General features: G+C 37.9%; 13 protein-coding genes. 5 read left to right on the plus strand and 8 right to left on the minus strand.

The features are described 5' to 3' along the window. The first annotated feature begins 20 nt into the window (after positions 1 to 20). Positions 21 to 2,879: an EAL domain-containing protein gene (locus ACYQ3A_RS00540; RefSeq protein WP_459894500.1), complete on the plus strand. Its 2,859-nt coding sequence runs from the start codon at positions 21 to 23 to the stop codon at positions 2,877 to 2,879. Between the two features lie 523 nt (positions 2,880 to 3,402). On the opposite strand, the gene ACYQ3A_RS00545 is transcribed toward ACYQ3A_RS00540, so the two are convergent. The 7 genes from ACYQ3A_RS00545 to ACYQ3A_RS00575 are packed head-to-tail and all read right to left on the minus strand — an operon-like array spanning position 3,403 to position 8,622. After that, positions 3,403 to 5,319 (minus strand): DUF505 domain-containing protein, encoded by a 1,917-nt coding sequence (locus tag ACYQ3A_RS00545; RefSeq protein WP_459894502.1) that lies wholly within the window; start codon positions 5,317 to 5,319, stop codon positions 3,403 to 3,405. Further along, positions 5,319 to 5,858, minus strand: coding sequence for a hypothetical protein (locus tag ACYQ3A_RS00550; protein ID WP_459894504.1), 540 nt, complete (start codon positions 5,856 to 5,858; stop codon positions 5,319 to 5,321). Before ACYQ3A_RS00550 ends, ACYQ3A_RS00545 begins: the two co-directional genes overlap by 1 nt. Beyond that, entirely contained in the window at positions 5,851 to 6,351 is a 501-nt protein-coding gene (locus ACYQ3A_RS00555) for a hypothetical protein (RefSeq protein WP_459894506.1), read from the minus strand. Before ACYQ3A_RS00555 ends, ACYQ3A_RS00550 begins: the two co-directional genes overlap by 8 nt. 54 nt (positions 6,352 to 6,405) lie before the next feature. Then, positions 6,406 to 6,675 carry a hypothetical protein gene (locus tag ACYQ3A_RS00560; protein WP_459894508.1) on the minus strand — a complete coding sequence of 90 codons (270 nt, stop codon included), beginning with the start codon at positions 6,673 to 6,675 and terminating at the stop codon, positions 6,406 to 6,408. Continuing rightward, entirely contained in the window at positions 6,672 to 7,157 is a 486-nt protein-coding gene (gene pfdA / locus ACYQ3A_RS00565) for a prefoldin subunit alpha (protein ID WP_459894510.1), read from the minus strand. Before pfdA ends, ACYQ3A_RS00560 begins: the two co-directional genes overlap by 4 nt. Before the next feature lie 37 nt (positions 7,158 to 7,194). Further along, positions 7,195 to 7,914: a hypothetical protein gene (locus ACYQ3A_RS00570; RefSeq protein WP_459894513.1), complete on the minus strand. Its 720-nt coding sequence runs from the start codon at positions 7,912 to 7,914 to the stop codon at positions 7,195 to 7,197. Between the two features lie 15 nt (positions 7,915 to 7,929). Beyond that, the gene (locus ACYQ3A_RS00575; protein WP_459894516.1) at positions 7,930 to 8,622 is read right to left on the minus strand and encodes a TIGR00703 family protein; all 693 of its coding nucleotides are present in this window, start codon (positions 8,620 to 8,622) and stop codon (positions 7,930 to 7,932) included. 295 nt (positions 8,623 to 8,917) lie between these two features. Here ACYQ3A_RS00575 and ACYQ3A_RS00580 point away from each other — a divergent pair, with 295 nt between their 5' ends. The 4 genes from ACYQ3A_RS00580 (at position 8,918) to ACYQ3A_RS00595 (ending at position 12,113) form a co-directional block, all read left to right on the plus strand. Further along, on the plus strand, positions 8,918 to 10,030 hold the full coding sequence (locus ACYQ3A_RS00580; RefSeq protein WP_459894518.1) for a mechanosensitive ion channel: 1,113 nt from the start codon (positions 8,918 to 8,920) through the stop codon (positions 10,028 to 10,030). 100 nt (positions 10,031 to 10,130) lie between these two features. Then, a complete protein-coding gene (locus tag ACYQ3A_RS00585) occupies positions 10,131 to 10,352 on the plus strand; it encodes a hypothetical protein (RefSeq protein ID WP_459894520.1) in 222 nt (73 codons plus the stop codon). Then, positions 10,349 to 11,131, plus strand: a complete 783-nt coding sequence (locus ACYQ3A_RS00590; RefSeq protein ID WP_459894523.1) for a hypothetical protein — start codon at positions 10,349 to 10,351, stop codon at positions 11,129 to 11,131. The genes ACYQ3A_RS00585 and ACYQ3A_RS00590 overlap by 4 nt, the downstream gene beginning before the upstream one ends. A gap of 454 nt (positions 11,132 to 11,585) precedes the next feature. Then, a complete protein-coding gene (locus ACYQ3A_RS00595; protein ID WP_459894525.1) occupies positions 11,586 to 12,113 on the plus strand; it encodes a hypothetical protein in 528 nt (175 codons plus the stop codon). 98 nt (positions 12,114 to 12,211) lie between these two features. Here ACYQ3A_RS00595 and ACYQ3A_RS00600 read toward each other — a convergent pair whose 3' ends face one another. Continuing rightward, entirely contained in the window at positions 12,212 to 13,885 is a 1,674-nt protein-coding gene (locus ACYQ3A_RS00600) for an oxygen-binding di-iron domain-containing protein (protein WP_459894527.1), read from the minus strand. Positions 13,886 to 13,986 lie beyond the last annotated feature (101 nt).

Here is a 13,986-nt window from a genome sequence, read left to right on the forward strand (position 1 = left end):
AATAAGAGAGGGGAAGAATAATGCCAGAAGCAAATATATTCCACTTCAAAAACATAGAAGAAATTATAAAAGATTTTCCAATTGATAAGTACAGAAAATACTCCAGAACCCTTGCCTTCGTATTTTGCACTTCAGGACCACAAGAACTTGTAAAATGCGGAGAATTTTTATCCAACGCTTTACCAAACGCAAAAATAGTTGGAACAACAACGGCAGGCACTATCGTCAACTCTAAGATATACGACTCTGGAATTACAATAGCCATTGTACACTTTCAAGATTCCAATGTTTACATAGCATTTGCTGAAGAAAAAAGTGAATTTTTAATTGGAAAAGAAATTGCAGAGAAAATCCCACTGGAAGAAGAAGGATTCTTAATCCTATTATCTGACGGCACTTTCACAATAGGAGAAGAACTGTTAAAGGGAATTTTTGAAATAAGAAACGTCCCACTAATTGGGGGAAAAGCTTCCACAAAGGATTTTTCATTAAAAACAGCAGTACTTGTAGGCAATAAATTGATTTACAAAGGAGCTGTAGGTGTTTTCATAGCCAGTAACAAGAGAAACTTCGAAATGGAATATCTCTTTGATTGGAGAGAAATAGGAACGGATTTTTTGGTTACCCATTCTCAGGGAAATAGGGTATTTTCTATCAATCACTTGTCCGCTGTAGAGTTCTACGAAAAGTACCTGGGAAAGGAAGTAGCAAAAGAACTTCCACTGTCGGGAATAGAATATCCATTAGTGTTTACCAGAGATAATCTGAAATTAGCAAGAGCATGTATAAAAAAGCACAAAGATGGTTCTCTCTCTTTTTCAGGCACGATTCCAGAGGGAGAAAAAGTTAGGCTTGCATTTGGCTCTTTAAGAGAAAGAGACAAACATATAAATAGGTTTCATTCTCTCTCTCTACGATACGATTTCTTTTTCATCTTTTCCTGCTATGCAAGAAGAAAATTCTTAGGAAAAGCTATAAACGAAGAGTTAAGACTTTTCTCCTCATCTCTTAACTGTGGTTTCTTTACATTTGGCGAGTACTTTTCTAATCATCTCCTTAATGAAACTACAACAGTTATTGGATTAGAAAGTAACGGAAAAGAAAGAAAAAGAAAGAGAAAAAGAAGAAAGAAAACAAACAAACAGGAAAAAAGTTTACTATCTGTACTTACCAATTTAGTTTCTGAAATTACCAATGAATACGAACTGTTAAATGAAGCCATAGACCACAGCAAGTTCGGACTACTTATATTAAATGAAGTAAATGGGAAGAAAGTTTGTATTTTTGCTTCAAAAGGTCTGTCAGAAATCACAGGATACAGAGTTGAAGATTTCGTCTTAGGGAGAATTGACCACTCAATAATTCATCCTGAGGACAGGAAGAAGATAGAAATACTAAAAGATAAGCTCTTAAAAGGAGAAATCACCTCTTTAAAGGTTGAATACAGAATCCTCTTACCAAATGGTGAAGAAAAATGGATTAGATCCTTTGTAAAAGTCCTCCAACAGGGAAAGGAAATAGTTATTTCTTTCTCCGACATTACTGCAGAGAAAAAACTTAAAGAGGAAAAGAAGAAGAGTGAATACTTAGCATTTCATGACTCACTAACAGGTCTCTACAGCAAGAATTTCATTCGTGAGATTATCCCAAAGATAATTGCTCAAAATCAACGAAAAAGCACATACTCAGCTATCCTATTTATAGACTTAGACAACTTTAAACTTATCAACGATGTTTACGGACACGATATAGGTGACGAGGTCTTAAAGAAAATAGGAGAGAGAATCCGAACCACGATAAGAGAAATGGATATTGCATGCAGGCTCGGAGGAGACGAGTTTTTAGTATTAATTCTGGACTTAGGTAATAAAGCAGAAGCTTACCAAAAAACCAAGAGCATAACACAAAGGCTTCTTCAGAAAATCTCGCAACCAATTAAAATAAAGATAAACGGCAGAGAAAAAGAATTTTTACTTACATGCAGTATAGGAGTAGTTGTATTTTCCTCAGAATATTCTTTTTCGGAACTTCTTAGGTATGCTGATACTGCCATGTATGCAGCAAAACACTCTGGGAGAAACAGAACTTACTTTTTTAACTGTTCTTTAAAATCACGGGTGGAATTTCAGGAAAAAATAGAAAGTCACCTGAGGAAAAGACTTGCAGAAAATGGGTTAAAAGTGTTTTATCAACCTCAAGTTTATGTAGAAAAACTTGGCCAGGAACCAAAAATCATAGGAGCAGAAGCGTTAGTTAGATGGATCGACAGTGAGCTTGGTGATATTTCTCCAAGCATCTTTATTCCTATAGCTGAAGAAGCAGGAATAATAGAGGAGGTTGGTTACTTTGTTTTAGAAAGAGTATGTAACTGTTTAAGAAATTGGCAAAGAGATAGTAGAAGAAGGAATTGGCGTCTCAGTGTTAATGTAAGCTATTATCAACTATTAAAAGAAAACTTCCTGAAAGAAGTTAAAAAATTAGTCAAGGAATTTTCCATTCCACCTTCAAAACTGCAGTTTGAAATTACTGAAAACGTTTTAATTAAAGACATAGAGATTGTAGTGGATGTTTTAAATGCTCTTAAATCAATTGGCTTTTCCATTTCCATAGACGATTTTGGAACCGGCTATTCTTGGTTATCTTATCTTCAAAAACTACCAATAGACGAGATAAAAATAGATAGATCTTTCGTTACCGACTTAGACACAGACTTCAAAAAACAACGATTAGTTAAAGCAATAATTTCTCTTGGAAACGCCCTTCAATTAGACATTGTAGCCGAAGGCGTAGAAACACAAAAAGAACTGCAAACTCTTTTAAATCTCGGTTGTAACCTGTTTCAAGGATATCTATTCGGGAAACCAGTAGAGAAGTTATAAGTTAGTAGTTGGAATTCTGTTCGGTAGTGCACTATATTTTGTATAAGCTGGAAAAAAGAGTATCTTTCTGCGAAACACTTTCCAAACACTAAAATTCCCAGAAAGTACTCCTGATGACTTACACAAAATTCTTAAAACAAGCGAAAAAATTACCGCAAATTCATGTTGATAGACCCTTTAAATTCAAGAACGTTATCTCTAAATTCAATAATACTATGGTGGAAGTAACAGCTACTCTTTTAATAATTTCTTTCATGACTATTCTTGCTTCTTTAATTTTTCTGGCCACCATTTCTGCCGCTATCTACTTTTTTTTGTCTCTACCTGACCGAGTAAAGAGAGACAGAATTAGAAAGCTCAATAAAAAATACTTAAGGAAAAGACTTTCTTATTTACCTTGATCCTCTTTAGTAGCCTCAAGTATGAAAAGCAATCTTGCAGGAGCATAATCAGAAAGATGAAATCTTAAAACAAAGAGGAGACCAGAAATGCCTCCTCTTTGGATAGAAATGACACTTCTTTATTAGTTAAGCTTCTTAAAAGCCTCTAATATGAGCAACCCAGCTTCATTTATACTGTTCTTCCCGATAAGGTTAGAAACTCTGAGAACTGTAAGTTCTTTCTCAAAGGTCTCTGCATCAAGGCCTGAAAGCTTCAGCGCTTCTTTAAAGTTTTTCGGTAGAACTCTTACTTTCTTCTCCTTTTCATAAAGCGTACCTACCTTTTTCAATGCTTTAAGAACCCTTACAGCAATAGGTGTAATTGGATTAGCAACTCCTTCTGGAGTTCCTGCAAGAGCACGTTTGATTAACTTTCCAACTTCCGTCAAAACAATCGCTTCGTTTTGCAGAATGTCTATATAGCCTCGTGCTTCAAGTTTATTAAGAGCATACTCAACTTCTTCCTGCCAGGTTTCATCAAACTGATTATAGACATCCTGAATGAAAAACCCTTTCTCTGGAAGCTTATGTAGTATTTGAAGTTCAAAACGAGTAATGTGAGGCAATCTCTTAATCCGATAAGCCATCTCTGCGTACATTTTACCTGCTTTGGTTGGCTCACCACCGCCAAGAAGATTCGTTTCGATGCCTTTTTCGTACCACTCAACGTTAGGAGAAGCAAATTCTTTGTTGCTTACCGTAATAGCCTTTACAGCCGTTGATGGAATGTTTCTGACTTCTTTATTAACCATTTCCTCTAATACTTTTGCTCCGTATTCGGAAAGGAGATGCACTTTCTTCCCATTCAATTCTTCAGAGTGAATCAGGTTAAAGGACTCTAAGGTATATAGAGACTCCTGGATAACGTCTTTCATCTTTTCCTGCCACTTGTTGCCTTTTTCGTAGAAACTCTTAAAAACTTCTTCTGCAGTCTTTGCTTCGGAAAATTTTTTCATTATTTCTTCTTTCTTGCGGTACCCTAAATCCTGATATAGTCTTCTTCCGTAATGTTTGATTAGGTGCTTATACTCTTTCAAAGGTTTGTAGAACATGTAGTGAACAAGTTCTTCAACTGTTGGTATTACTGAAGGATCATCGTTATGATGTTCCCATACTTTTTGTATCGCTTTTAGCAGTTCTGCATCAAGGGACTCAATGTTAATAGTCTTAACAGGTTTAAAACTTCTTTCTTTCCAGATTCTATAAGCTTCAAGAAGATGTTCCCCAGCTGGCAAGAGATAACCGTCATGGTCAATTAAAGCTAATGCAAAAAGAGTTTCTTTTTCTTCAGACGAAACGCTGTCCAATCCTTCATAAGCAGCTCTTGAAAGACTGTCCATAATGTCTTCTGATATGAGTGTCTCCAGTGAAGGAGCTATTACCTCACATGCACTTTTTATCTCTTTTCCTAAAGCCGTTAGAGAATAGACATCTGAAGTCGGGACTGAAAAAGCCAACAACCTCATTGATTCCAATAGGATAGGGAATCTCCCGCCTGCTGGAAGCAAAGAGGTTTTAGCAGGTCCTGATGGCGTTCTCCTGATGTATTCGTACAGTTCTCTATCAACTATGAGTCTCGGACGGGCATCGGAAAAAACTCGGTAAATATCTTTTGCATAACTATTTAAAGCAGGGAAACTTCCCTTTTTCTCTATTTTTCTTTCTTCTATGAAGCCTCTTTTCTTCAGTTCTTCCAGTGTAAGTTCTCCAGGTATGTCTTCACTTTTCACAGCAGTTTCAATCATCATGATAACTTCAGAACCCAGCCATCTAAATTCTTCATCCCAGTTTTCAGGATGCTCAATTATTTCTTCCCTTACCATCTCATCTAAAATACCTGCAAGAATATTTCCCCAATAAGTGAAAGAATAAGTAAACGGCTTTTCCATTCTTAAAAGATTCATTCTTTCCAGTTCCAGAAAAGGACTTTCTTCACTGTTCTCAATTCCGTTTTTCTTTACGCTCAGCAAAGCTGTTGCATGTTCTTTTTTAATAATCATTATCTATCCTCCACACTTCTATTTAACGATTCGGTTAAGTAACAGTCGGCTGTCAGCTCAAGACCCCAGACAATGACAGTTGGAATGGCAGAGCCGAACATTAATCCCTTTGCAATTGGAGCAACTGTAATGGAAGCGATGATATTGAGTTCAAAAAGAAGAGCAATTGTGAATACCAGAAAGAATCCCAGATAGTAAGCATATTTAAAAGGTTCAAGGTGGTTCTTCCACATAACAAGAAGAGAAACAATTCCTATCTCCTCGAGTTTTTCAATAGGTTGATTGGCTTTTTGAGCTATCTTCTCTTTGTTGAGTTCTCTACCGTCAAGGAATGCTTTTGCAGTGTTAGCCAGAAGTCCGTATCCAAAAATCAATCTGTTTGCAAAGAGCCAGAATCCAGCAAAACCTATGAAGAATGCAGCTGCTTCTGGATTCACTACAATAATTGTTGCCAGCGAGAAAAAGCCAAGAAAAGAAAGAGTTAGCATTCCTGCAAGAATTACAAAGACAAACCACCAGAGGATTCTCTCTTTATTCATTCTTCTTTACCTCCCTGCCACCCTTAGAGGCTTTTACAGTAGTCTTCACTCCAAGTTTGAACGGATGAACCACTGTATAGAGATCCGGTGAAAGCGGATGAAGGTAAGTAAAGGTGGCAAGAACTGCATCGCCTATCTGGAGCTTCTCTGTTCCTGCTTTGAGTTTCAGCTCGACAGCTGTTATGATTCCTGGAGGAAGAGTTACATGAACAGGAAGATTTGAAACTATGTATCCTTTTTCTCTGGAATTTTTACCAGGAGTAAACACAAAAGATTCCTGAACTACGGTTAGCTCCGTCCCGCCGGGGTTAAGAATGGAATAGGTAATTGCATGTTTGTCCCTGTCATACTTTGCATCAACTATAATTGGTGAAGCAGGAATTGAAGCAACCACTTTTGCAACGGTTCTCTCCGTGAAAAACGCTCCTATGCTCCATCCCAACAAAATGGCAACTATGGTTACTGAAAGAACTACCAATCCGGGTTTTTTCATCGGGAATTTCCTCCTTTCTTCTGGATTTGTTTCCCCCCTCCCTCCTTGAATTGTTCACTTCTCTCCTTTCTTTAGAAGTTCCAGCTTAAGCAACTCAATAGCTTCTTCTTTCGTAACCTCAACCATTAAGTTTCCAAATTGATAAAAAATCTTCCTTTCAGCAGGAAGCTTCTGAAGAAAGTTCATCAATTGCTCTTCGCTGAATAATTCCGTTTTGTTGGGAATACTCCTTGCTTCTCTTTTCATAAACGTTTCTCTTCTATTCGCAGATTTTTCTCTCAACTTAACTACACTCTCTATTCCCCTATGTAGCTCCTTTCTCACTTCTTTTCTCCCTCATCCCCGGACTCATTTTCTTCGTCCATATCCTGAGAAACTTCTGAGTGGCCGTGTTCTCTAATCCTTTCAGTCAGCTCCTCAACTTTTGCATAAAGGTTAACCATCGCTTTCTCAAGAGCTTCTCTGAGAACCAGCAGGACAGTAATTTCCTTTTCTATTTGCTGTATAGCTTCATCGAATGGAAGTTCAACAGAAATACCACTTCCAATGTTGATGACAATCTTGTCCACCTCTTCAAGCTTTGCTCCAACCTGGGCAATTCTTCCAACAGGAAGAAGCACTTCCTTTCCAGCTCCAAGACCTTTAAGGTTCTTGAGAGTCGTTATTGTTGTCCTGTACTCGGATACCAGGACGTCAATGTTTGCAATTTCTACCCTCAGAGCCTCAATCTGAGTAATGTAACTTCTCAGTTCCCTGTTAAGCTCAGCCATCTTTTTGTCATCCTTCTTGAGCAGCTTCTTCAGCATTTCCCACCTCCTTCGTTTTAGTTTTTCTTTAAAAGAACTAAACTTTCAGTTCACACCATCCAGCTGTACAATTCTCTCCCGGCAGGTAAATGACCCTTCTGGGTCTTATGTCCGCTTTCAGTTCGTTCATTAGCTTTTTTCTTACTTCCTTTATTCTCCAGAAAAAGAGGAGATTCCCCCTGAATTTGACTTCTGTCCACATTCCTATTCTCAAGGGTATTTCCCACTTCTTCATCTCATTGAGCAGAGGTTTGTAGAAATTCTCAGTAAGAGGATGATCTCTCAACATGGACATCTCCATGCGGCACAGAGCCCCGCAGAAGGAATGTCCGGCAGCTCGCAACTTATCCAGATTAGGAGAGCGAATTGCCAGTTCTACTGTTCCTTTGAAAACTTCAACTCTAAAGGTTTCAACAATTTCTCGCCTTTTGAGATCAAAGACTTCTGCCGTTGTTTCGTGAACTTCACCGTTTGAAAGAGCTATCCTTTCAGGTACTTCCAGCTCTTTTAGGACAGGATACTTATCCTGAATGATTGCTTTTATATCCTCTACGAGCTTATCTGGCTTCAGCTCTTTTTTCAGAAGGTAGCTTTTAACTTTGCTCTCTATTTCCCTGTCTTTCTTAACGTAGTAGTAGATAACTGCACTTGTTATTGCTTCTTTTATGGCATTGCCGGGAAGGAAGGGTCTGCCCTCCTCGTCACGGGGAAAACCGTTTTTGGTAAATATGACCGGCGTCCACATTAAAAGCTCCATTTCCTCCCTCCCTACTTACTTAAAGGCTGCGAGTGTTTTATCAGCCTTCTCGGCAATATCGATTTCGAAAAGGGCTATCGTTGGCAGAAGCCACGATACCCTGAAGCGGGCATCACCATCTTTGTTTTCCCCGAAGTAGGCGAGGGCGACCCTCCCAAAACCAGCTTTCTTTTCAATCTTTTTGGCTTCTCTTAGAAACCTTCTTGCTGTATTTGGCAGCTTTTCAAAGGGATATGGCTTACCCTCCTGTCCTCTCTGCTTAACAAGTTCTGCAGCTGTTCCTACATTTCTGAGAGCTTCTATAAGGTGAAAGAGTTTGTGCTTTTTGAAGTAAGCCAGTAATAAAGACGCTGCAGGAAGTCTCAAGATTTCTATGTTCTGATTTTCCTCACGGAGTTCTCCGACCAGATATGCTCTACCCTCTTCCATTTCTATGTGAGCAAAAAGCTTTTTATTTTTGGGCATTTCATGAAAAACCTTACTAACCTCATACTCGATACCCTCTTCTCTGTAAACCTCTCCTTCCTTTCGTTTACCATACTCTGCAACGAAGAAAGTTTCTTTTCCGTCCTTTCTACCAAGGAGCAGATCCAATCCCCATTTCTTGAAAGCCTTAAACTTGAACTGCCGTTCACTTTCTGGTTCTCCTAAGGTTTCAAAAACCAAGGTGTTGAGTGCCTGTATCTCTCTTAGTTCTAATGAATTCACTTATCCTCCTAATCAAGATTAGTAATCTAAATAATCTATTAGTAAAGTAATTTATATTTGATAAAATATTATGTCAAGTAATCTAAAGTAATATTTTAACTTAGAGGATAACAAACAGCATCCTGCATCGAAAGAAACTTCTATAAACACTTTAGGTACAGTGAACTCGAGATTAATCAAATGATGAAACCGGAACAGTAAAGGAGTTGCTTTACCGGAATTTTAGACTAAATTTAGTTTCCTTATTGTGTTTTTTTATAATAGTGAAAAAACAATAAGAAAAAGGAGGTGGAACATGGGAAGCACGGCTTTGATACCGTATGCTGCAATGGTAGTGAAAGCTACCGCTATCTTTATAATAGGCTGGATAGTATCGAAAATATCCAGAGCAGCAGTAACAAGTATATGCAGGAAGTTTAAAGTATTAGAGAAGCACAAGGAACTTTCTGAAAGTGCAGGGAATCTTGTTTATTACTTTATTCTCCTTGTAACAATTGTAGCCGTTCTTGAAGCTCTTGGATTGAAATATGTGACCCAACCTTTCGTAGATCTTCTCAACAAAATAGCTATCTACATACCGAACATTATCGGAGCTGGAGTAATATTCCTTGTTGGTTTCTTCTTCGCAAGAGTTGCAAGGGAATTTACCAGGTCACTTCTTGAAACCTTTCAGGTTGAAGGCTTAGGTAGAAAGTATGGAATTGAAAACATGGGAGATACAGGAGCAAATATTGTTTATCTCATAGTTCTTCTTTTTGTAACGGTTGCTTCTTTAAATGCTCTCCAAATTAAGGTGATAACTGAACCTGCCATCAACATGATAAATTCAATTCTAATTGCAATTCCCAAGGTAGTTGCTGCAGTTATTGTGTTTGGAAGCATTTACTACATTGGAAAGATAGCTGCAGAGATAGCAGCAAAAGTTGTCAGTGAACTCAACATTGAAGAATTTACCAGGGAAGTAGGAATATCTTCTGAGAAGCTTAAATTTGGAGAACTAATTAAATATCTAATTCTCTCTTTTGCCGTTCTTCTTGGACTTGCCCAGGCTTTTAACTATCTTGAAGCGAAAGCTCTCTATGAGGTTACCTACCAGTTTATTCACATAGCCTTTAAATTAGTAGTCGCTTCTTCCATTGTTTTTGCAGGTATTTACTTTGGAAATCTTATTGAGAGAAGAGTAGAAAATCGGAATCTTGGAAAGGTTGCAAAAGCAGCATTCATTTCAGCTTCTGTTTTCCTTTCCCTTCCATATATAGGAATATCCCCTAAGATTATTGAAATTGTTGTTCTATCAATCTCCCTCGGAGCTGGACTTGCTTTTGCCCTTGCCTTTGGAATAGGTGGAAAAGAGGTTGCTTCTGAAATTCTAAGAAAGTTCATATTCACCAATTCTGAGAAACATTGAAGAAAGAGAGGCAAATGCTGTGCACAGCGGTACTTATCATCTCGGTATCAAAGGGAAAACTGACCAGACAAATTCTTCCCGCTTCCAGAATATAGAGAACATGGAAACTCACAAAAAAATCAGGAAAGTTCTGCATATGAAAGAGCATGGCCATTCCTTATCTGCAAGCTTTCCGTTCTTTTACCTCCTCCCCAATAATACAAATTCCCTCAGCTCCTCCCCTCTTCCGAGGGGAGAGGAATTTTTTGTAATGCAAGTGGAGCATCAGGTTACAGCTGTGAAGTTCTTTAAAAATCCAATTATTAAAGGAGGGGGATTATGAATCAGGAAATGCAGATCAACGCTTTAAATCAAGAAATCCAGCCAGATGAAATTACCTGTAAACTCCTACGCAAGCTAAAAATACCTTTCGACATCAAAATTGGTTTAGGAGAAAAAAGGAAAAACGTTACGCTTCTTTCCTATTCTATACCGGATAGAAGAATTGTTCTTAACGGTCTAAAAGAAGTCAAACTACCGGAAATTAATCAGATTGAAATTACAGGGAAAAATGCGGTCAGGTTCTTCAAGGAAGTAGTTCCGTACTTACCAGAAAGCAGCTCTCTTCAACTCTTTAAAGGCAAAAACATAGTTATCTATCCTTTTGGAGAAAGAGGATTCCTTAAAGCTAAATTAGTAAGAGATTATCCTTACTTTTTCATTCTCCACAAAACAATCACAAAAAAGTTTGGGAGAACCAGGAAGACATTCCACTCCTTTATCATAAAATACAAGCTCTTTACTTCTGCTTTCAGTCTATTTAACCCGTACCCGGAAAAATTTATAAAAGAGACAGAAGAACTCTATGACCAGATAGTAGCTGGAGAATGGAGAAAAGAAGCAAAGGAGATTGGAAAACTCTTAAAAGAAATCATGGGAAAAGAAAAAGAAAAGCTCATCACTTTCGCCCTGAAAGACGGAAGAGAAATAACAGGAGTCTTCAATCGAAATAAATCCTGGAACATCAAATTCATTTACAGATTGTTCGCACCCCACGATCCAGAATACAAGGAGAGCATCAGCATTTACAAACACGCAATTGACGATTTATGGGAGGCATAGCAAAAAGATGAGAACAAATAGACAGGAATTTCCAATACATTCCATCTCTCTCTTTTCTTTCTCCTTCCCCCCTTCCTCATAGTACCTCCTTCTTTTCTTTCGGGGAAGGAGATTTTTTTACAATACCTTAAGTCTGTTCCCTTCAGGGAGAATCTGTAGACTCATAGTTACTCTTATAGACTCCGTATCCTCTCCTCGAGAGAGGGGAGAGAAACTTTTTTCCTGTCCCTTTATGATGGGGTAATAAAACGTTATAAACGCTATAGAGGATCCGTTCTTTTCTGAACGTTAAAGAAATAATAAAGGAGCGGTGGTGGGAGGACGCCCACCCCCTCCATAGAATGAATCCCCCACTTTGGGAGGAATCACCCAGCCAGCCAGGGCGACTTTCTGGCTTTCACCACCGCTAAATGTATTATACTTAGTTATTCGGCCAGTATTTAGAGTTAGAGAAATGACTGTTGAGAAAATAGAAATGAATGAGATAGAAAGAATCAAGGAACTCTTTCAAGGGAAACTGCTTGAATTGTCGGATGATAACTTTTCAGTATCAGTTCAATACAAGCACGGCGTTTTGCCGTTATTTTCCAAACTAATAATAGCCGTTACAGATAAAAATTCTCCAGAAACAAAAAAGGCTTTCAAAACTTTTAACCTTATTAGATTCATTTCTGAACCTGAACTCGTAGAGCTAAACCTTGCTGATGAAAGAAGACTTCCAGATGCAAGAAGGAAAGCCGAGGCTGGTATCTACACATTTTTCAGAACAAATAAAGAACTACTGGAAATTCTCGTGATTGCGGCAAAGAATAAAGGTATTTTCTACTACCAGTCAGTCCTAAATGACCACAAATCACCTTCGAAGATAGAAGATTACACAGAACTCGCAAAGCTCAGGGGAACAAAACTCCTTATTGATTACCAAAAGCTGGAAAGCACTTCCAACTTCCTCACTTTCAAATTCAAACAGAAGGACTTGTAAAAGAAACTATCATTTCTATTACTGCACAGCAAAAAGAAATGGTTATCTGTACAGACACTATTTCCGCTGACAAATATCGACATAGTTATCCACAAAAGTTATCCACAAACCACCCTATTCCTACCAGTATTCTTCGCTCTATAAAGGTTCTCATCTGCCTTTCTCAGGAAGTCCTTTATTGACATTCCTTTCTTATACTCTGCAACTCCTGCACTAATTGTTAGCTTAAGTTTCCTCTCTTTACAGAACCTATGTTTTTCCACTTTCCTCCTGAGTTCTTCCAGCTTTCTGCAGGCGTCTTTCAATCGTGAGAACGGCAAAACTACAACAAATTCTTCTCCTCCGTACCTGGCTACGCAATCCGAACTTCTAAACGTTTTCTTTAATATGCCGGCAAGCTCTCTTAGAACGCAATCTCCTACCAAATGTCCATAAGTGTCATTCACCTTCTTATAGTGGTCTATATCTATGACAGCCAGCGAAACCGGGAAATTGTGTATGATGGATTTCTTCACAATCTTTCTCAAGTAGTCAAAAAGATAGTTTCTATTATGCAGTTTGGTTAAAGGATCTATGACTACCTGTTCCTCAAGCTCCTCTTTTTCTCTTTCAAGTACTTCATAGCTTATTTCCCTTTCAAAACTTACTGCCAGTGCATACTTAATATGCTTGAAGAGTAAACGAAAGAACTCTAAATCTCTTCTGGATAGTCGATCAGCAAAGATGTAAATACTTCCTATTCTTGATTCTTCCGTTTCTAAGTCTTCTTTATAAGCAAACCCTTTTACATTTACTCTTCCAGATACGAATTCCTCTTCAACTCCTCTCTCATCCACTTCCAAAATCAACATTTCTTTTTGTGGTAATGGTTTGGCTCTTCCAGTAATGACAATTTTTTCAACAGCCGGTATTTCTCGCTTAATATTCTTGTATAGCTTTTCAGCAATCACGTTAAAATCTGAAGACGAGATAACAGACTTGAACAGTCTTTTAAGAATCTCATCAAGCTTATTCAGAAGGAGAACGTTACTCTCTTTATCGTCAAGCATGTAAAGTCCGCAGTCAAGAAGCCTTAATCGATTAATTATCAGTTTTATCATTTCCTTCTTGATAATGCTTCCGTGCTGAGGTGCTATTAACTCTGGATTTTTCTCTTCTATCCTGTCCAGTGCATAGTTAAGAATCAGTCTGCTTGGCATGTAATGTTTATGGAAAAGCTCAACTCCTCTGTAATAATCTTCATCATCTTCAGCAAAAAGGAGAAATTTGTCCGATATGGCTCCAAAAATGTCGCTTGAAAATAGGGTTTTCGTATTCTTGTCAAACGTGCAGAACGCTCCCGGAAAATGGGCATAAGGAGTAAAAACAAACTCAAATTCTCTATCTCCAGCTTTTAGCTTCCAGTCATGTTCATTTATCAAATAAAAAGGAGTTTTCCACTGATAATGCTTTAAAAGAGTTTCTGTTCTCCAATGGGTAACGATGAATCTTTCACCTTTCGGGAATATTGATTCTAAGGTTGAATAGCAGCCTACAATATCAGGGTCTTGGTGATGCACTATTATGTATTTTATGTTTCTAAGAGGTGTAACCTGAAACAGCTTTTCTAAAACGACAGGAAAAGTAATCATGCTTCCCGGATCAATTAAAATGCTCTCCTCTCCATTCCTTATGAGGTATACGTGGCACTGGAAGGGGTCATTGGGAACAACATAACCTATCCAGAAAATATCTTCTGCTATCTCTATTGGTTTACTTAAATCTACAGACATCAAACGCTTCTCCAAATCAATATCGAATTTTATTTACAATTTTACAATATGAAACAAAGACAATAAACAAAATTATTGTTTCTTCAGATTTAAAGAAGCAT

The organism is Desulfurobacterium crinifex (assembly GCF_054656775.1).

Excerpts from the sequence above, each read along its gene's own strand:
- ACYQ3A_RS00540 (WP_459894500.1), top strand. The coding sequence starts at position 21 with ATGCCAGAAGCAAATATATTCCACTTCAAAAACATAGAAGAAATTATA.
- ACYQ3A_RS00595 (WP_459894525.1), top strand. The coding sequence starts at position 11,586 with ATGACTGTTGAGAAAATAGAAATGAATGAGATAGAAAGAATCAAGGAA.
- ACYQ3A_RS00550 (WP_459894504.1), bottom strand. The coding sequence starts at position 5,858 with ATGAATAAAGAGAGAATCCTCTGGTGGTTTGTCTTTGTAATTCTTGCA.
- ACYQ3A_RS00585 (WP_459894520.1), top strand. The coding sequence starts at position 10,131 with ATGGAAACTCACAAAAAAATCAGGAAAGTTCTGCATATGAAAGAGCAT.
- pfdA (WP_459894510.1), bottom strand. The coding sequence starts at position 7,157 with ATGCTGAAGAAGCTGCTCAAGAAGGATGACAAAAAGATGGCTGAGCTT.
- ACYQ3A_RS00580 (WP_459894518.1), top strand. The coding sequence starts at position 8,918 with ATGGGAAGCACGGCTTTGATACCGTATGCTGCAATGGTAGTGAAAGCT.
- ACYQ3A_RS00570 (WP_459894513.1), bottom strand. The coding sequence starts at position 7,914 with ATGGAGCTTTTAATGTGGACGCCGGTCATATTTACCAAAAACGGTTTT.
- ACYQ3A_RS00545 (WP_459894502.1), bottom strand. The coding sequence starts at position 5,319 with ATGATTATTAAAAAAGAACATGCAACAGCTTTGCTGAGCGTAAAGAAA.
- ACYQ3A_RS00600 (WP_459894527.1), bottom strand. The coding sequence starts at position 13,885 with ATGTCTGTAGATTTAAGTAAACCAATAGAGATAGCAGAAGATATTTTC.
- ACYQ3A_RS00590 (WP_459894523.1), top strand. The coding sequence starts at position 10,349 with ATGAATCAGGAAATGCAGATCAACGCTTTAAATCAAGAAATCCAGCCA.
- ACYQ3A_RS00555 (WP_459894506.1), bottom strand. The coding sequence starts at position 6,351 with ATGAAAAAACCCGGATTGGTAGTTCTTTCAGTAACCATAGTTGCCATT.